Genomic DNA, 18,322 nt, shown 5'->3' on the forward strand with positions numbered 1-18,322 from the left:
GACGGTGGATGGCAAGCTGACCTTCGTTGATCACGCCTGCGGGCATGACAGCCATATGGCCTGGTGGATCGGCACGGCCAAGGCGCTGGTGACGATGAAGGCGCAATGGCATGGCACGCTGGTGATGGTCGACCAGCCTGCCGAAGAGGTCGTCTCCGGCGCGAAAGCCATGCTGGACGACGGGCTCTACACCAGATTTCCCAAGCCCGATTTCGCCTTTGGCGCCCATGTCGGTTCCTCCCCCACGGGGCAGGTGTCGGTGAAGCAGGGGGCCACCACCTCGGCCAGCGATTCCATCGTCATCACCTTCCACGGGCAGGGCGCGCACGGCTCGATGCCCGACAAGAGCATCGACCCCATCGTGATGGGCGCGCGCTTCGTGGAGGATGTGCAGACCGTCATCAGCCGCCAGAAAGATCCGCAGAAATTCGGCGTGGTGACGGTGGGTTCGTTCCATGCCGGAACGGTGGGCAACATCATCCCCGATACGGCGCAACTGGCGCTGTCGCTGCGCTCCTATGAGCCGGGCGTGCGCAAGCTGCTGCTCGATGGCGTGGGCGATACGGCGCGGGCGGTGGCGCAGATGTCGCATGCCCCCGCGCCCGATGTGGTGCGCATCCATGGCACGGCGCCGGTGATCAACGATCCGGCGCTGGCGGCCAAGGCGGCAGGCATGCTGGAGCAGGCGCTCGGCAAGGAGCATGTCGCGCTGGTGCCCACCAGCGAACCGGGCTGGACCGCCAGCGAGGATTTCTCCGAATACACCGCCGCGGGCGTGGCGCAGACCACCTTCTTCAGCGTGGGCGGCTATGATCCGGCCGTGCTGGCGAAGTACAAGGCCGAGGGCAAGCCGGTGCCGGTCAACCACTCGCCCTTCTTCGCGCCCGATCCCCAGCCCAGCATCCGCACCGGCATGGAGGTGTTGACGCTGGCCCTGCTGATGGTGGCGGGCAACTGACAGGCTGCTCCCGCTCCCGCCCGCGTGTCAGCGCGGGCGGCGGGTTATCAGCCCAGCGCCACCGATCCGGCCTGCTCACGCCGACCGGCAAGGCTTTCGGCCAGCAGGATCATGGCGAGCATCGCCAGCAGCGTGCCGCTCGCCCCGATGCCGAGAGCCTCCCAGCCCCAGCCCGCCACGATCCATCCCCCCAGCGGCGGACCGATCAGCGCGCCTCCGGCCCCGAATTGCGTGACGAGACCGTTGGCCGTGGCGATCCTTGGATCGTCCGGCGAAGCGGCTCCAGCCTGCTGAGGCAGCCGCGCGAACATCACCGGCGGCAGCAGCCCGCTGACCATCACCGCCACAACCGCCAGAGCGCCCCGCAGCGCCAGCGCCATGCCCGCGCCATGATAGAGCGCAAGGATCAGCGGCACCGTCGCCAACAGGGCCACCACGGCAAGGATCGCGCTGCGCCGTGCGGGCATCACGCCGTCACGCATCGACCAGATGGCCGCGCCCGCTCCGGGCAGGGAGGCCAGCGAGGCCAGCGCCGCGATCAGCGCGGCGGCTGACAGGCTTGCCCCGCTGCGCTCGATCAGGAAGCTGGGCAGCAGCATGGTCAGGGCGCTGATGAACACCGTGTAGAGCCCGAAGCCGAAGGTGGAACACCATGCCGACACCTCGGGCAGCTTGAGGCGATGGCGCGGCGCGGCCCCGATCGGCATGCGGGCCATGCCAAAGCCGCCCAGCACGATCAGCGCCGTCCACAGCCCCATGATCCCGCGCACGCCCAAGAATGGCAAAACCGCCCCCGTCACCGCCGCGCCCAGCGCGATCCCCACCGGCACGAAGGTGCTCCACAGGGCCAGAGCGCGCGGGCGCGTATCGTCATGCGCGATGGCCGAGATCGCCGTGGGCGCGGCGATCACCACCAGCAGATAGCCCAGCCCTTCGACAGCGCGGGCCGCGAAGAGCAGGGTGATGTCCCCCGTCAACGTTTCCATCAGGCCGGTGGCGGCCAAAATGGCCAGACCCGCCAGCAAAAAGAGCCTCGCCCCGCTGCGCGCCAGAGCCAGCCCGGCCACAAAGCCGAACAGCCCGCCACCCACCTCCAGCAGCGAGATCAGCCAGCCCAGCTGCGAGAGGGTCAGATGCCCTTGCTCCTGCATCAGCGGGGCAATGACGGACATTTTCGCAAATTGCGCCGCCGCCAGCACGCCAAGCAGCCAAAGAGTAACGATACGGGGCCAGGGAGAACTCATGCCGCGCCCCTTAGCCGCAAGCGGCGCGCAGGACTACCCCACCCCGCCCACGCCGCTCTCACGCATCACCTGCGCCAGATGGTTGAGCAGCAGCGAGGCGGGCACCGACAACGTGCGCCCCGAAGCGCTGATCAGCGACAGCACCGAAAGCGGAACGTTGCTCTCGGCCAGCGGCACGAAGACCAGCTTGCCCTCGGCCAGTTCGGCGGTGACGTCCAGCTTGGTGAGCAGCCCCACCCCGCGCCCGCCCTGCACCAGCGCCTTGAGCAGGCCGATGGAATTGGCATTGATCGCCGCGCGGGTGCGCCCGCCCACGGTGCGCGACCACAGATTGTCGATCACCTGCCGGTAGGAGAGCGATTCATCGGGCAGCACCAGCCCGTGTTCGGCGCATTCGGCAAAGCCCACCTCGGCCTGCTGCGCCAGAGGATGGCCCTTGGCCACCACCGCGCCCAGCTGATAGACCATGGTGCGCTCGACACGGAAGCCATGGCCCTCGGGCGGGTTGAAGGTGAGCGCCAGCTCCACCTGCCCCTCGGTCACGCTGTCGCCCACGGCCTGAGCGCCCGCCACCACCACATTGAGGTCGATGCCGGGATAGTCCTCGCGGAACCGGGTCAGGGCGGCGGCGACGAAATCGATGGCGCCTTCCGCGATGGCCATGGTCACCTCGCCCCTGCGGAGCCCGGTCAGATCGTCGATCTGCGCCATGGCGTGGCCCAGCTCGCGGCGCCAGCGGCGGACATAGGTGATCAGCACCTCTCCGGCGGCGGTCAGGCGCAGGCCCTGAGGCATGCGCTCGAACAGCCGCACGCCCAGCTTTTCCTCCATCAGCAGCATATGGCGGTCGATGGCCGAGGGCGAGATATGCAGGCGTTCCGACGCCTTGCGGATCGAGCCGCAGCGCACGACCTCATCGAAATAGACGGCAAAGCGCGAAAACATGGGCTTTGGTGGCTCCACAGAGGCAGGAGCACCAAGTGTTCTAAAAATTATCGCAAAATTGCAAATCAATTCTAATGGATTTGAACAGCCCCCGCCGATAGACAGAGATCTGTATCAGACGAAAGCGGGTTTGGAGCCCTTTTCCGATCATCAAGCGCTCCGGCGCCCGGCAGGATGACAGCATGACCCGATCATCGCCTTGCAGACACGACCCATCGATCAGCCAGCCCGAAATGTGGAGCCCGGCTGGTTGATCCTGTGACCGGCGCCGCTCTCCCCTTTCGCGGCGCCGGTCTTTTCGGGAAAAGGGGCAAGACAGCCGATGAGTCCAGGTGACAGATCGGCTCATCCGCTCCACGATGATCAAGGACAGTCCTTCCCCATGACGCAAGCCGCCCCCACCTCGTCCTCGGCCTCCGCCCCCTCGCCGCTGGCGACGCTGGCGCAGCGCCATTTCGCCCTGGCCCAGCGCGGATCGAGCGTGCGGACCGAGGTGGTGGCCGGGCTCACCAGCTTTTTCACCATGGCCTATATCATCGTGGTCAATCCCGGCATTCTGGGGCTGGCGGGCATGCCGGTGGCGGCGGTGGCGGCGGCGACCTGCCTCTCCGCGGCGCTGGCCTGCATGCTGATGGGCGTGCTGGCCAATGCGCCGCTGGGTCTGGCGCCGGGCATGGGGCTCAACGCCTATTTCAGCTTCACCGTGGTGCAGGCGATGCATGTGCCATGGCAGGTGGCGCTGGGCTGCGTGTTCATCTCGGGCGTGGCGTTCCTGCTGCTGACGGCGGCGGGCATCCGCCAGATGATCGTGGCCGCTATTCCGCCGCATCTGCTCGCCGCTGTGGCGGGCGGCATCGGGCTGTTCATCGCCTTTATCGGGCTCAAGAATGCCGATCTGGTCGTGGCCAGCCCGGCCACGGTGGTGGCGCTGGGCGATCTGCACAAGGGTGGGCCTCTGCTGGCGCTGATCGGTCTGGCGATCATGGCCGGTCTTTCCATCATGAACGTGCGCGCCGCGATCCTGATCGGCATCGTCGCCACCACGCTGATCGGCTGGGTCACGCATCTGGTGCCCTTCGCCCCCGCCAAGGTGGACACCGCCGGCATCGGCCAGACGATCATGGCGCTGGACCTCAACGGAGCGCTGCATCTGGACGGCAAGGCCTATGGGTTGGGGCTGCTGGAGGTGGTCTTCGTCTTCCTCTTCGTCGATCTGTTCGACAACATCGGCACGCTTTGCGCCGTGACGAAGCGCGCGGGCCTCATCAATCCCGATGGCTCGATCCGCGATCTGAACCGCATGCTCTATGCCGATGCCATCGCCACCATGGCGGGATCGATGATCGGCACCTCCACCGTCACCTCCTATGTGGAAAGCACCAGCGGCGTGGAGGCGGGCGGACGCACGGGCCTGACGGCCATCGTCTGCGGGTTGATGTTCCTGATCGCCCTGCCCTTCGCGCCCTATGCCGCCGCCGTGCCGCTGGCTGCCACCGCCCCGGCGCTGGTGCTGGTGGGCGCGCTGATGATGGCGCCGCTTCAGGAAGTGAGCTGGGAGCGCGCCGAGCAGGCCGTGCCCGCCTTCCTGACGCTGGTAATGATCCCGCTGACCTTCTCCATCGCCAATGGCCTCGCCTTCGGCATCACCGCCCATGCCGCGATCAAGATCATGAAGCGCGAGGTCACCAGAAGCGACTGGCTGCTGCTGGTGCTGGCCGTCCTCTTCATCCTGCGCTTCGCCTATATCGCCGCTGCCTGAGGGAGTTTCCATGCTGTCATCGCGCACCACCCAGGGCATGGTCGTCGCCCCTCATTTCGCCGCCGCCGAAGCGGGGCGGGCCGTGCTGGCCGAGGGCGGCAATGCGGTGGAGGCGGCCATCGCCGTCGCCGCGACCATCGCGGTGGTTTATCCGCATATGAACTCGATCGGCGGGGATGGCTTCTGGCTGATCCACCGCCCGGGGGAGCCTGTGGTGGCGATCGATGCTTGCGGACGCGCGGCGGCCAAGGCCGATCTGGCGCTGTATAACGGGCTGGCAAGCGTGCCATGGCGCGGGCCTCTGGCGGCCAACACGGTGGCAGGCGCGATTTCGGGCTGGGCCAAGGCGCGGGAGATCGCGCCGGGGCAGCTGCCCCTCTCGCGCCTGCTGGCCGAGGCCATTGCCTATGCGCGTGACGGGGTGAGCGTCACCGCCGGGGGCGCGGCGCTGGCAGCGGCCAAAAGCGCTGAACTGCGGGATCTGCCCGGCGCCTATACGCAGATTTTCGAGCCTGAGGGCAAGCCTCTGGTCGAAGGCGACCGCCTGCGCCAGCCCGCGCTGGCCCGCACACTGGAACGGCTGGCGCAGGATGGTCTGGACAGCTTCTATCGCGGCGAGCTGGCACTGGATCTGGCCAGCGATCTGGCCGCTTTGGGCAGCCCGGTCTCCGCGCATGACCTCTCCGCGCACCGCGCCGAGCAGACCGAGCCGCTGAGCGTATCGGTCAAGGGCGCCACGCTGTTCAACCATCAGCCGCCCACGCAGGGCATCGCCAGCCTGCTGATCCTCGCGCTGGCCGACCGGCTCGATCTGGGGGCGGACAGCAGCTTTGCCCATGTGCATGGTCTGGTCGAGGCGACCAAACAGGCCTTCCTCTGGCGCGATGCCCATTGCGGCGATCCGGAGTTTATGGAGGCCGATCCGCGCGCTCTGCTGGCAGGTAGCCTCGCTCTGAATACCATGGCTGGCAAGATCGATCCCGCTCGCGCCCTGCCCTGGCACCAGCCCAGCCAGCAGGGCGATACGGTGTGGTTCGGCGCGGCGGACAAGGATGGCATGGTCGTCTCCATGATCCAGAGCACCTATTTCGAGTTCGGATCGGGGCTGGTGCTGCCCAGGACGGGGATCACCTGGCAGAACCGGGGGGCTTCATTCCGCTTGGCGGAAAGCGGCTGGAACGCGCTGAAACCGGGGCGAAAACCCTTCCATACGCTCAACCCCGCACTGGCTCATTTCGAGGATGGCCGCGTGATGGCTTATGGCACGATGGGCGGCGAGGGTCAGCCGCAGACGCAGGCCGCCGTGTTCAGCCGCTATGGCTGGCAGGGCACCGGTCTGGCGCAGGCCATCGCCGCGCCGCGCTGGCTGCTGGGGCGGACATGGGGCGAGAACAGCACCTCGCTCAAGATCGAGGAAGGGTTCGATGAAGCCCTTTATGCGGGCCTCGGCAAAGCGGGCCATGTGGTGGAAAAAGTTAGCGGCAACAACAGCATGATGGGCCATGCCGGCGCCATTGTGATGGGCTGCGATGGTTCTGGAAAGGGCTGGTTCGAGGGCGCCAGCGACCCGCGCTGCGACGGGAGGGCGGCGGGCCTATGAACAGCCTGTCCACAGCCTTGCCCCCAGCCTTGTCCCATGGCGCCCGCGCCGTGGAGCGCTGCGATGTGCTGGGCCGGGCGCCCTATTCCGACATGGAGAACGGCCTCTACCGCGCCTGGCTGACGCCCGCGCACAAGGCCGCGCTGGAAACGCTGCGCGGCTGGATGGCGGACGCCGGCATGGCGGTGCGCATGGACCCCATGGGCAATCTGGTGGGCCGCTATGAGGGCTCGCAGGCCGATCTGCCCCCGCTGATGATCGCCAGCCATATCGACAGCGTGCGCGATGCCGGTTTCTATGATGGACCGCTCGGCGTGATGCTGGGGGTGGAATGCGTCGCCGCGCTGCATCAGGCCGGGCGCCGCCTGCCCTTTCCCATCGAGGTGGTGGCTTTCGGCGATGAGGAAGGCAGCCGCTTCCCCGCCGCCATGCTGACCAGCCGCGCCATGGCCGGCACGCTGGATGAGGCCGCGCTGGAGATGGCCGATGCGCGCGGCGTGACTTTGGCCGAGGCAATGGCGGAGTTCGGGCTGGATATCGCGCGCTGGCGGGAGGCGAAGCTGGCCCGCACGCCCCTCGCCTATATGGAAGCCCATATCGAACAGGGCCCTGTGCTGGAGGCGCAGGGTCTGGCGCTGGGCACCGTCACCGGCATTGCCGCGCAACTGCGCTATCAGATCACCGTGCTGGGCAAGGCGGGCCATGCGGGCACCTGTGCCATGGGGCTGCGTCAGGATGCCCTGACCGCCGCTGCCGAAATGGTGCTGGCGGTGGAAGAGATCGCGCGCGCCGATGCCAGCGATCTGGTCGCCACGGTGGGGCGCATGGCGGTGCTGCCGGGCGCGGCCAATGTGATCCCCGGAGAGACCGTCTTCACACTGGATGTGCGCTCGGGCGACGAAGCCCGTCGTGATCGCGCGGCGGGGGCCATTCTGGCCCGCATCCGCGATCTGGCCAAGGCGCGCGGGCTGGGCGTGGGCATTGAAAAGATCCACAATCTGCCCGCCAGCCCCTGCGCGCCGGATCTGATGGATCTGATGGATGCGGGAATCGCCGCAACCGGGCAGGAACCGTTCCGTCTGGTCTCGGGCGCGGGGCATGATGCCATGGTGCTGGAGGCGATCTGCCCCACCGCCATGCTGTTTATCCGCTGCCGGGGCGGGATCAGCCACAATCCGGCAGAACATGTCGAAGTGCCCGATGTCGAAGCGGCTTTTGCGGCTATGATTCATTTTATCGAAAATCTGGGAGCCAAATATGGCTGAGTTGCCGCAGGATCTTTTCGGGCAGATCGATCCGCCCCAGCGCCTGCTGATGGGGCCGGGGCCGGTCAACGCCCATCCCCGCGTGCTGCGCGCGATGAGCGCCGACATGCTGGGCCAGTTCGACCCCGAAATGACCGGTTATATGAACCAGGTGATGGCGCTCTATCGCCCGGTGTTCGGCACGCAGAACCACTGGACCATGCTGGTGGACGGCACCGCGCGCGCGGGGATCGAGGCGGCGCTGGTCAGCCTGATCGCGCCGGGCGAAATGGCGCTGGTGGTCAATTTCGGGCGCTTCGGGCTGCTGTTGCAGGAAATTTTGCAGCGCATCGGCGCGAAGTATGAAACCGTCGATGCGCCATGGGGCGAAGTCGTGCCGATGGAGGCCATCGCCGAAGCCGCCCGGCGCGTGCAGCCGAAGCTGATCTGCGCGGTGCATGGCGATACTTCCACCACCATGGCGCAGCCGCTCGATGGGATCGGGGCGATTGCCAAGGAAGTCAGCGCGCTAGTCTATGTCGATGCCACGGCCACCATCGGCGGGATGGAAATCGCCAGCGACCGCTGGGGCGCCGATGTGGTGACGGGCGGCTTGCAGAAGTGCCTTGGCGGGCCTTCGGGCTCCTCGCCGATCACCATTTCGGAGGCGGCCGCCGCGCATATCCTGCATCGCCGCCATGTCGAGAAAGGCATCGCGCGCGACGATATCGAGGATGGTATCGGCGCGATGATCGGCTCGAACTATTTCGATCTGGCGATGGTGATGGATTACTGGGGGCCGAAACGGCTCAATCACCATACCGAGGCGACCACCATGCTCTATGGCGCGCGCGAATGCGCCCGCGTGGTGCTGGCGGAAGGTTTGCCAGCGCGCTTTGCCCGCCATGCCGCTGCCGGGCGTGCGATGACGGCGGGGGCGCGCGCCATGGGGCTGAAGGTGTTCGGCGACGATGCGCATCGCATGACCAATGTGACCGGCGTGTGGATTCCCGAGGGCGTCGATGGCGAGGCGGTGCGCACCATGATGCGCGAGGCGTTCCAGATCGAGATCGGCACGGCGTTCGGGCCTTTGCAGGGGCGCATCTGGCGGCTGGGGGCGATGGGTTACAATGCGATGAAGCATAAGGTGCTGATCACGCTCTCCGCGCTGGAGGCTTGCCTGAAAGCTGAAGGGTTCAGCCTGCCGCTGGGCGCCGCCGTGCCTGCCGCCATGGCCGCATGGGAGGCCGGCGCATGAGCCGCGATCTGGTAGGCTATGGCGCCACGCCGCCAGCGGCCAACTGGCCGAACGGCGCGCGGATCGCCGTGCAATTCGTCATCAATTACGAGGAGGGCGCGGAAAACACCGTCCTCAATGGCGATGAGCTGTCCGAGGGGTTTCTCTCCGAGATGGTGGGCGCGGCGCGTCACCCCGATCGCGCCATGGCGATGGAAAGCCTCTATGAATATGGCAGCCGGGCCGGGTTCTGGCGACTGCACCGGCTGTTTACGCAGCGCGGGTTGCCGGTGACGGTGTTCGGCGTGGCCAAGGCGCTGGAAAGCAACCCGGAAGCCGTGGCCGCCATGCTGGAGGCCGATTGGGAAATCGCCAGCCACGGGCTGCGCTGGATCGACTACCAATATGTGCCCGAGGATATGGAGCGCGAGCATATCGCTCAGGCCATCGCCCTGCATGAGAAGGTGACCGGCAGCCGTCCGCTGGGCTGGTATCAGGGACGCACCAGCCCCAACACCGCGCGTCTGGTGGCCGAGGAAGGCGGCTTCCTCTACGATGCCGACAGCTATGCCGACGATGTGCCCTACTGGCAGGGCAAGCAGCTGATCGTGCCCTACACGCTGGACGTCAACGATATGAAATTCGTGGCGCTCAATGGCTTTACCGAGGGCGATCAGTTCTTCCACTATCTGCGCGATACCTTCGACCAGCTTTATGCCGAGGGTGGCCGCATGATGAGCGTGGGCTTGCATGGCCGCGTGGTCGGCAAGCCGGCGCGGGCGCGGGCTCTGGCGCGTTTTCTGGATCATATCGCGGGCTACAAGGATGTCTGGGTGGCCCGCCGCATCGATATCGCCCGCCACTGGATGGAGCAGCACCCCGCATGATGATCGACAACCCCGCCCTGCTGGCCGAAGTCACCGCCGCCTTCAACGAGTATGAGCGCGCGCTGATGGAGGACGATATCCCGGCGATGGACAAGCTGTTCCACGAAGCCCCCACCACCAACCGCTATGGCGTGGGCGAGGTGCTTTACGGCATCGAGGAGATCCGCGAGTTCCGGAAAGGTCGCGGCGGTTCGCCGCAGCGCAAACTCGGTCGGGTGGCGATCACTGTCTATGGCGACAATTTCGCCACCGCTGACGCCGAGTTCTTCCGCGAAAACTCGGACCGTCGCGGACGCCAGACGCAGAGCTGGGTGAAATTTCCCGATGGCTGGAAGGTGGTCTCCGCCCATGTCAGCCTGGAGGGGAACACCCATTGACGCTGGACGAGGTCAACGCCCTGCCCGCGCAGGATTTTGTCGCCCGCTATGGCGCGCTGTTCGAGCATTCGCCCTGGGTGGTTGAGCGCGCGGCGGCTCTGCGCCCCTTTGCCAATCTGCATACAGGATTGATGCAGGCGCTGGAGGCGGCTTCGGCAGAGGAAAAGCTGGCGCTGATCCGCGCTCACCCCGAGCTGGCGGGCAAGGCGGCGATCGACAAGACGCTCACCGAGGCCAGCACCGCCGAACAGGCCAGCGCCGGTCTGGACCGGCTGACGCCCGAGGAATTCGCGCGGTTTCATGCGCTCAATGCCGCCTATCGCGCGGCCCATGATATGCCTTTCATCATCTGCGTAAGGCTGACCGACAAGGCGGGCATCCTCGCCGCGATGGAGGCCCGCGCCGCCAACGATACGGCCACCGAAGTGGCCACGTCACTGGGCGAAATCGGCAAGATCGTAAAGCTGCGGCTGGAGGATATGGCATGATCGCGGACGGCCTCCCCGCTCTGGAAGCCCGGCTGGCGCATGATCTGGCGCAGATCGCGCTGGGCGGGCCGGACTGGACGCATCCGCGCCAGCATGAGGGGAACCATGTCTATGATGTGGTGATCGTCGGCGGCGGGCAGAGCGGGCTTTCCGCCGCGTTTGGCCTGAGGCGCGAGCGGGTGAACAATGTGCTGGTGCTGGATGAAAATCCTGCCGGCCAGGAAGGGCCATGGGTCACCTATGCCCGCATGGTCACGCTGCGCACGCCCAAGCATCTGACGCCGGTGGATTTCGGCATCCCTTCCCTGACCTATCGCGCCTGGTGGGAGGCGCAGCATGGTGCTGAAGGCTGGGATAAGCTCGACAAGATCCCGCGCGGCGACTGGATGGATTATCTGCGCTGGTATCGCCGGGTGCTGGATCTGCCTGTTCGCAATGGCGCCAAGGTGGACCTGATCGAGCCCTTGGGCGATGGCCTGTTCCGCATCCATATCGCGAATGGCACACCCGTTCTGGCCCGCAAGGTGGTGCTGGCCACCGGCATCCAGGGCGGCGGCGAATGGCATACCCCCGCGATGATCCGCGACACTCTGCCCCGCCACCTCTACGCCCACACCAGCGAGGCCGTCGATTACGCCGCGATGAAGGGCAAGCGCATCGGCATTCTGGGCGGCGGCGCCAGCGCTTTCGACAATGCCCAATTCGCCCTGAACGCAGGCGTGGGCGCGGCGGAGGTCTTTATCCGCCGCAAGGTGCTGCCGCGCATCAACCCCATCCGCTTTATGGAGCGTGTCGGGCTCGCGGCCCGCTATCGCGCACTGTCCGATGCCGACAAATACCGCGCCATGGCCTGCTTCCTGAGCCACAATCAGCCACCGACCAACGACACCTTCGAGCGCGCCGCCGCCCTGCCCGGCTTCGATCTGCATCTGGGCAGCCCGTGGCTGTCGGCAGAGGCCGTCAACGATGGTGCGCAGGTCAAGGTCACCACGCCCCATGGCGAACACCTTTTCGATTTCGTGGTCCTCTCCACCGGCCTGATCAGCGACCATGCGCTGCGCCCCGAACTGCGTCTGGTGGCGGACCACATCGCCCGCTGGGGCGAGCGCGTGCCGGTGCCCGAAGGCTGCGACGTCTCGCCCTCCATCGCCGATCTGATCGCGGCGCATCCCTATCTGGGGCCCTCCTTCGACATCCTGCCCAAGGCGCCGGACAAGGCCGCGCAGGTGCATGGGCTGTTTGCCTTCAACTATGCCGCGCTGCTCAGCATGGGGCTGTCGGCTTCGGCGCTGTCCGGGCTGGAGCAGGCCTTGCCGAAGCTGGCCGGGGGGATTGCGGATCAACTGTTTCTCGATGACAAGGACCGCAATCTGGCCGCCTTCCTCACCTATGACGATGAGGAATTTCTCGGCCAGTGGCCCCGCTCCGGCGTCGAGGAGGTTAAAGCATGAGCAGCCTGTCCACCCATGTTCTCGACACCGTCAACGGTCGCCCCGCCCCCGGCATCCGCGTGGTGCTGACGCAGGGCGAGACCTGGCTGGCCGAGGGCGCGACCGATGCCGATGGGCGCTTTCGCGGCTTCCCGGCGCTGTCTGCGGGCGCCTATGTGCTGACCTTCCATGTGGGCGATTACTTCCGCACGCAAGGCGCGCCGCTGGCCGATCCCCCCTTCCTCGATGTGGTGCCGATCCATTTCGGCGCGGGCGACGAGGGCCACTATCATGTGCCGCTGCTGGTCTCGCCCTTTGCCTTCTCGACCTATCGCGGCAGTTGAGCCAGACTGGAGATATCCCACGTGTTAAAGGGTTTCCGGGCCGAACTTCTCAGCCTGCCGCATGATCCACGCGTCGCCGGCGATCAGGCGCTGCGCCATGAGCCCGATGGCCTGCTGGTGGTGGAGGATGGCATCGTCATCGCGCGCGGCGATCATGCCACGCTGGCGCCGCGCTTCCCAGGCCTGGCGATCGAGGACCACCGTGGCCGCCTGCTGGTGCCCGGCTTCGTCGACACCCATATCCATTATCCCCAGACCGAGCGCATTGCCGCCCATGGGTTGCAACTGCTCGGCTGGCTGGAGCAGCATATCTTCCCCGCCGAGCGCGCCTTCGCCGATCCGGCCCATGCAAGCGATGTCTCCGCCTTCTTCCTCGACGAATTGCTGCGCCATGGCACCACCAGCGCGCTGGTCTTCGCCACGGTGCATGAGGGTTCGGTCGATGCGCTGTTCGCGGCGGCGGTGGAGCGCAATATGCGCATCGCCTCGGGCAAGGTGCTGATGGATCTGGGGCCCGAGGGCCTGCGCGACACACCCGAAACCGCCCGCTCAGAGAGCGAGGCCCTGATCGCCCGCTGGCAAGGCAAAGGGCGGCTGAGCTATGCGGTGACGCCGCGCTTCGCCCTCACCTCATCCAACGCGCAGCTGGCCGTGGCGGGCGATCTGCTGACAGCCCACCCCGAAACCCTGCTCCACACCCATATCTCCGAAAACCGCGACGAGATCGCCGCCGTGCTGGGCCGCTTTCCGGACGCCAGCGATTACCTCGATGTCTACGATCGCTTCGGGCTGGTGGGGCCGCGCTCCATCTTCGCGCATGGCATCCATGTGTCTGACCGCGAATGCTGCCGCTTGCATGACAGCGGCGCGGGGGTGGCGCTGTGCCCCACCTCCAACCTGTTCCTCGGTTCCGGCCTGTTCGATCTGGCACGGCTGGACGCGCATGGTGTGGCGCTGGGCCTTGGCACCGATGTCGGCGCGGGCACCAGCCTGTCCATGCTTGCCACCATGGGTGAGGCTTATAAGGTCTGCCAGTTGCAGGGCCATCCGCTCAACCCGTTCCGCGCGCTTTATCTGGCCACGCAGGGGGGCGCGAATATGCTGAGCATGGGCTCGCAAGTCGGCGCGCTGATGGAGGGGCAGGAGGCCGATTTCCTGCTTCTCGACCACGCCGCCACACCCCTCGCCGCCCGCCGCTGTGCGCATCTGCCCCTGGCCGAACGCCTGTTCGCCATGCAAATTCTGGGGGATGACCGCTTTATCGCCCGCACCTATATCGCGGGCAACCTCGCCCATGACCGGGATGCACCCAAGGCCGGACCCGAAGCGCAACGCGGACATTAAAGGGAGCGCGAGGGTGCAACACCCTCGCATTCACCCCTTCATGTCCATGCCGCCTGAACTCCCAGCACCCCGGCCATCTCCAACCGCGCCGCCAGATCGAACAACAGGCCCTCCCGCCCCGGCGCCCCGATCAATTGCAGCCCCAAAGGCAGTTGCCCCGACCGCTTCAAAGGCGCCGACAGCACCGGCAACCCCGCCAGACTGATCGGCTGCGCCAGCATTCCCAGATTGGCGCGGGCGGGCGCCGGGCCAAAGCCGGTATGGATCACCGGATCAGCGATAAGCGGCGCGACATCGGGCGTGGCCGGAGCAATCAACACCTCATAGCGCTGCAGCAGCGTGAGCGCCTGCTTGCGGAACCAGTCACCGAATTGGGCGGCACGATCACGCAAGGGCGTCGGCACCAGATTGCCGGCCAGCAGACGGTCCCGGGTTTCGGGATCGAAAGCCAGCGGGCGTTTGGCCAGCTCTGCCCGGTGCAGGCGCCCACCATCATGCGCCGTGATCAGGAAGGCCGCGGCGCGGGCGGCCTCCACCTGCGGCAGCTCCGCCATGGGCAACACGCCCAGCAGAGCCTCGATCCCGGCGAAGGCCTTGTCGACATCGGCGATGGCGTGGTCCACGAACCAGCCGCCCAGACGGGCCACGCGGCGCGCTTTCATCGGTGCGATGGGCTGGCCCTGCGCCACCTCCATCGCCAGACGCAAATCCTCCAGCGTGTTGGTGAAGGGCCCCAGCGTGTCGAGCATGGGCACGAAGGGAAAGCTGCCCTCCTCCGGCACGCCGCCATGCGCCGGGCGGAAGCCCCAGACGCCGCACAGCGACGCGGGCACGCGGATCGACCCGTTGGTGTCCGATCCCCAGGCCAGCGGCAGCATCCCCGCCGCCACCGCCGCCGCCGATCCGCCGCTGGAGCCGCCTGCCAGCCTTGCGGTGTCGCGCGGGTTGCGCGTGGTGCCGAAATGGGCGTTCACCGTGACGAAGCCATAGGCATATTCGTCCATGTTCAGCACGGCGACGGGCACAGCCCCGGCAGCGGTCAGCCGCTGCAGCAAGGCCGCGTCGCGAGAGGCCGGAGCGGCGTCGATACGCATCGCGGCGCCTGCGGTGGTGGGCAGGCCGGCGATATCAAACAGGGCCTTGAGGCCAATCGGCACGCCTGCCAGCGGACCCGGATCGTCCCCGCGCGCCACGGCAGCATCCACAGCGGCGGCGGTTTTCAGAGCGCGGTCGGCCAGCACGGTGTTGACGGCGTTGACCAGCTTGTCCCGCGCGGCAAGGCTGTCCAGCACGGCGCGCGTGATCGCCACCGCCCGGACCCGCCCCTCGCGCACGGCGCTGGCGATGGCCGCAGCGGAAGACAGCGCGGTGAGGGTCTCGCTCACGGCGCATCACCGATGCTGGCCAAGGCGGCTTCCACCGTGGCCCAGCGGTCTTCCAGCAGCGCCAGATTGGCCTTGACGCCGGGCAGGCAGGCATCGGGCAATGTGAGGCCCTGTCGCCGGGCCTCGTCGCGGATGTGCTGTTCGCTCCAGCCGGTGGGGTGAAAGTCCTCGGTCATGCTGGAGCGGTCATCGATATTGCAAGGTTCAAAAAACGCACTCTCCATCAGGCCGTGAAGAAACGGCTCAGCCCCATATCGCGCAGGCCCCGCCGATAGGCCATCGAACTCATGTCGGCGGGAATATGCGCCTCCATCACCGGATCGAGCGGCAGGCATTCGGGCATCTGCGCTTCCACGATGGCCTTGTCTTCCTCGAAGACGCGGCGGTTGAAATCATAGACGTCCTGAACCGGCAGATCCTTGTCGAAATTGCGGGCGATCGGCGCGAAAAGACGCGTCACCTTGGCCGAAACCGGCGAGGCGGCATTCATGATGACCAGCCGCGCTTCATCGGGGAAATGGATTTCCAGCGTGGCGGTGAAGGGCAGATGGGTGCGGAAATGGCGCAGCCATTCGAAGCCCGGCTTGCCCCGGTCGGTCACGCCGATGGGGTAATTACCGACCGAACTGCGATATTCCACCTCGAAGCCATGTTCGGTGGTGACCGGGCGATAGGGCGGCACCACGGCATTGTTGGCGTCGCCAAAGGTGTCGGTGTGGACGAAGGCGAAATGGGCGACGTCCAGAAAGCCTTCCATCTGGCGCCCGGCAAAGCCGAAAATGTCGATATGGGGGCAGGTGATCTGCTGGAAGTCCGCCTCGTCCCAATGCGGCATGTCGGGGATGACAGGCTCACCGCCATCGTGGAGCAGGCAGGTCCAGATCAGGCCGTAACGCTCGACATGGGGATAGGATTTGAGGTTGAGGCGCGCGGGAATATCGCGGTCGGGATGGGCGGGCACATGGTTGCAGCGCCCGCCCGCGCCAAAGCGCAAGCCGTGATAGGCGCAGGTGACCCCGCCCTCGACCTGCGTGCCCATGCTGAGCGGCACGCCGCGATGCGGGCAGATATCGCGCGCCACGACCAGCTCCGACCCGGCGCGGTAGATCACCAGCGGCTCGTCCAGCAATTTGGTGGACAGCGGCTTGTCGACAACCTCACGCGCCAGGGCGATGGGGTACCAGTGCTGGGCAAGAATGGCCCAGTCGTCGCCATCGAAGGTGCAGTTGCGGGGCAATTCGGGCTCTGGCGGAGCGAGGACAGAGAGGGAAGATGTGGCCATGATCAGAAACTCTTGAGTGGGTGGGGTGACCATGACCGCCTGGCCCCGTGCGATCAAACGCAATCATTCTCACATATCATCGCAAAAATCAGAACACCCTTGTCTTTGGGCCGGTCTATCGCGGCGGGACCAGCCGAATGGTGTTACCCTCATGCTCGACCCGCAAACCATAGCTGATCGCCACGGCCTGCGCGAAGCCTTGCGGATCGCGCGCCGCGAAAGCCCCGGTGATCCGGTGCTCACGCAGGGACGGATCGACAGCGATCAGCGTATCGGCATCGTAACGCGCGAACTCCTGCGCGGCGGCATCGAGACGCACGCTGCGGAAACTCAAATTGCCCTGCAACCATGAGAGGCCGCTTTCCATATCGACCTGATCCACGCTGTCGACGCGCAGGGGCACCGCCGGATCTTCATCCACCTGCGCCAGCATGCCCGCATTCAGCATCATGGCCGCCGCATCGCCCCGCCGCATCTCCAGCCTGCCGCGCTTCACCATCACCCGCACGGCGGCGCCCATTTGCCGGCGCACCGAAAAGGCGGTGTCGAGCGCTTCCAGCGTGGTTTTGCCGACAACCACGACAAAAGGCCTCAGCACGCTTTGGCCAGCCACATCGCGGGCCACCTCGAACAGGGCTTCTCCCGCCACCAGCGTCACCTGCCGCACCCGATCGGTAAAGCTGACCTTGATGACGCTGGCGGTGTTGAGGCTGACAAAGCTGCCATCGCTCAGCCTGATCCGCTTCATCTCGCCGATGGGGGAGGTGTAGCTTGCCTGACCGGGCGCCCAAAGAACCAGCCCGGCCGCCGCGGCGCCCGCCGTGGCCAGCGCGCTGGCGCCAAAGCCCAGAATGCGCCTGCGGCTTATGGCGGGGCGCGGAGACGGCGTGTCCAGAAAGACCTGCGGATCGAAGCCCGGGCCCAGCGCGCAGGCGGCCTGTGTTCTTATCATGGTGGCCTGCATGCGGGCCATGGCACCAAGGCGGCGGATGTCACCCGCCAGCCAGCTGTCCAGCGCTGCCGCATCCTCCTCGCACAGCGGTGCGCGGTCGATCCGGGCCACCCAGAGACTGGCGGCCTCCTCGATCTCAGCGCTCGTTTCGCGTGGCGTCATAGGTCTCTGTTTCATGGGTCTGCTGCATAGACAATCGAGCGGGGGCGTTTCCGCCAGTCCCCGGTTCCTGCCCATTCATCAAAGCGGCCAGATGGCGCAGCGCTGCGGCGATATGCTTTTCGACCGTGCTTTCGGCAATCCCCAGATGCTGCGCCGTTTCGCGTTGCGACATGCCGTGAACCCGCCGCGCCACGAAGACCTCGCGACAGCGCCGCGGCAATTGCGCGATGGCCTCGGCCAGCAGGCGCAACTCCTGACGGCCCTCGGCCTCCCGGTCAGGGGTGGCGGCCAGACTCTCGACCTCGAGCCGGTCGAGTTCGGCGACGGCTTCGATGGGGACGATCCGCGCCCGGCGCACCTCATTGACGAGAATGGCCAGAGCGGTGCGGAAGAAATAGGCGCGGGGATTCCGGATATGCTCGACCGAGGGCAACAGGGCGAGGCGCGCATAGGCTTCCTGCACGATATCATCCAGATCGACCGCCAGCGTGCGTTGCGCCAGCCAGCGACGGAGCGCGGGCTCATGCGGGCAAACGGCCCTGGCCAACCACTGGGCCCTGTCGAGGAGGGAAGCGCTCACATCTTCGAGCAGGCCCGACAAGCAATGGGCACACAAGTGGTCATTTACCCACCCCAAACCATATGAATATTCCAAAATTGACTGGCGGAAAGTCGGTTGCGAAA

General features: G+C 66.6%; 18 protein-coding genes. 11 read left to right on the forward strand and 7 right to left on the reverse strand.

Annotated elements, in window-relative coordinates; translation table 11 throughout:
* Positions 1 to 958, forward strand: a 958-nt coding sequence (locus SR3_RS20300; RefSeq protein WP_068090126.1) for an amidohydrolase, incomplete at its 5' end; no start/stop codon positions are given.
* Positions 959 to 1,005: 47 nt separating this feature from the next.
* On the opposite strand, the gene SR3_RS20305 is transcribed toward SR3_RS20300, so the two are convergent.
* Positions 1,006 to 2,202, reverse strand: a complete 1,197-nt coding sequence (locus tag SR3_RS20305; RefSeq protein WP_068090127.1) for an MFS transporter — start codon at positions 2,200 to 2,202, stop codon at positions 1,006 to 1,008.
* A 33-nt stretch (positions 2,203 to 2,235) separates the two neighbouring features.
* Positions 2,236 to 3,147 carry a LysR family transcriptional regulator gene (locus tag SR3_RS20310; protein WP_068090128.1) on the reverse strand — a complete coding sequence of 304 codons (912 nt, stop codon included), beginning with the start codon at positions 3,145 to 3,147 and terminating at the stop codon, positions 2,236 to 2,238.
* A 382-nt stretch (positions 3,148 to 3,529) separates the two neighbouring features.
* Between SR3_RS20310 and SR3_RS20315 the strand changes: the two genes are divergently transcribed.
* Genes SR3_RS20315 through guaD form a run of 10 tightly spaced genes read left to right on the forward strand, consistent with a single transcriptional unit; the run spans position 3,530 to position 13,857 of the window.
* Positions 3,530 to 4,906, forward strand: coding sequence for an NCS2 family permease (locus SR3_RS20315; RefSeq protein ID WP_068090129.1), 1,377 nt, complete (start codon positions 3,530 to 3,532; stop codon positions 4,904 to 4,906).
* 10 nt (positions 4,907 to 4,916) lie between these two features.
* Complete coding sequence (locus SR3_RS20320; RefSeq protein WP_068090130.1) at positions 4,917 to 6,506, forward strand: gamma-glutamyltransferase family protein; 1,590 nt, start codon at positions 4,917 to 4,919, stop codon at positions 6,504 to 6,506.
* On the forward strand, positions 6,503 to 7,771 hold the full coding sequence (locus SR3_RS20325) for an allantoate amidohydrolase (RefSeq protein WP_068090131.1): 1,269 nt from the start codon (positions 6,503 to 6,505) through the stop codon (positions 7,769 to 7,771). The genes SR3_RS20320 and SR3_RS20325 overlap by 4 nt, the downstream gene beginning before the upstream one ends.
* Entirely contained in the window at positions 7,764 to 9,008 is a 1,245-nt protein-coding gene (locus SR3_RS20330) for a pyridoxal-phosphate-dependent aminotransferase family protein (protein WP_068090132.1), read from the forward strand. Before SR3_RS20325 ends, SR3_RS20330 begins: the two co-directional genes overlap by 8 nt.
* Positions 9,005 to 9,874: an allantoinase PuuE gene (gene puuE / locus SR3_RS20335; protein ID WP_068090133.1), complete on the forward strand. Its 870-nt coding sequence runs from the start codon at positions 9,005 to 9,007 to the stop codon at positions 9,872 to 9,874. The genes SR3_RS20330 and puuE overlap by 4 nt, the downstream gene beginning before the upstream one ends.
* Positions 9,871 to 10,251 carry an oxalurate catabolism protein HpxZ gene (gene hpxZ / locus SR3_RS20340; protein WP_068090134.1) on the forward strand — a complete coding sequence of 127 codons (381 nt, stop codon included), beginning with the start codon at positions 9,871 to 9,873 and terminating at the stop codon, positions 10,249 to 10,251. Before puuE ends, hpxZ begins: the two co-directional genes overlap by 4 nt.
* The gene (uraD, locus tag SR3_RS20345; protein ID WP_068090136.1) at positions 10,248 to 10,739 is read left to right on the forward strand and encodes a 2-oxo-4-hydroxy-4-carboxy-5-ureidoimidazoline decarboxylase; all 492 of its coding nucleotides are present in this window, start codon (positions 10,248 to 10,250) and stop codon (positions 10,737 to 10,739) included. The genes hpxZ and uraD overlap by 4 nt, the downstream gene beginning before the upstream one ends.
* The gene (locus tag SR3_RS20350; protein WP_068090138.1) at positions 10,736 to 12,190 is read left to right on the forward strand and encodes an FAD/NAD(P)-binding protein; all 1,455 of its coding nucleotides are present in this window, start codon (positions 10,736 to 10,738) and stop codon (positions 12,188 to 12,190) included. Before uraD ends, SR3_RS20350 begins: the two co-directional genes overlap by 4 nt.
* Complete coding sequence (gene uraH, locus SR3_RS20355; RefSeq protein ID WP_068090140.1) at positions 12,187 to 12,513, forward strand: hydroxyisourate hydrolase; 327 nt, start codon at positions 12,187 to 12,189, stop codon at positions 12,511 to 12,513. The genes SR3_RS20350 and uraH overlap by 4 nt, the downstream gene beginning before the upstream one ends.
* 21 nt (positions 12,514 to 12,534) lie before the next feature.
* Entirely contained in the window at positions 12,535 to 13,857 is a 1,323-nt protein-coding gene (gene guaD, locus SR3_RS20360) for a guanine deaminase (protein WP_084455761.1), read from the forward strand.
* Between the two features lie 38 nt (positions 13,858 to 13,895).
* Here the strand turns inward: guaD and SR3_RS20365 are convergent, their stop codons facing one another.
* The 5 genes from SR3_RS20365 to SR3_RS20385 form a co-directional block, all read right to left on the reverse strand.
* Entirely contained in the window at positions 13,896 to 15,242 is a 1,347-nt protein-coding gene (locus SR3_RS20365) for an AtzE family amidohydrolase (RefSeq protein ID WP_068090144.1), read from the reverse strand.
* Positions 15,239 to 15,418 (reverse strand): hypothetical protein, encoded by a 180-nt coding sequence (locus tag SR3_RS20370; RefSeq protein ID WP_157098997.1) that lies wholly within the window; start codon positions 15,416 to 15,418, stop codon positions 15,239 to 15,241. The genes SR3_RS20365 and SR3_RS20370 overlap by 4 nt, the downstream gene beginning before the upstream one ends.
* Before the next feature lie 47 nt (positions 15,419 to 15,465).
* Positions 15,466 to 16,524, reverse strand: a complete 1,059-nt coding sequence (locus SR3_RS20375) for an aromatic ring-hydroxylating oxygenase subunit alpha (protein ID WP_068090148.1) — start codon at positions 16,522 to 16,524, stop codon at positions 15,466 to 15,468.
* Between the two features lie 115 nt (positions 16,525 to 16,639).
* The gene (locus SR3_RS20380; protein ID WP_169805676.1) at positions 16,640 to 17,653 is read right to left on the reverse strand and encodes a FecR family protein; all 1,014 of its coding nucleotides are present in this window, start codon (positions 17,651 to 17,653) and stop codon (positions 16,640 to 16,642) included.
* The gene (locus SR3_RS20385) at positions 17,613 to 18,218 is read right to left on the reverse strand and encodes an RNA polymerase sigma factor (RefSeq protein ID WP_169805677.1); all 606 of its coding nucleotides are present in this window, start codon (positions 18,216 to 18,218) and stop codon (positions 17,613 to 17,615) included. The genes SR3_RS20380 and SR3_RS20385 overlap by 41 nt, the downstream gene beginning before the upstream one ends.
* Positions 18,219 to 18,322: the final 104 nt, after the last annotated feature.

It is taken from the genome of Novosphingobium rosa NBRC 15208 (assembly GCF_001598555.1).
Taxonomy (GTDB): domain Bacteria; phylum Pseudomonadota; class Alphaproteobacteria; order Sphingomonadales; family Sphingomonadaceae; genus Novosphingobium; species Novosphingobium rosa.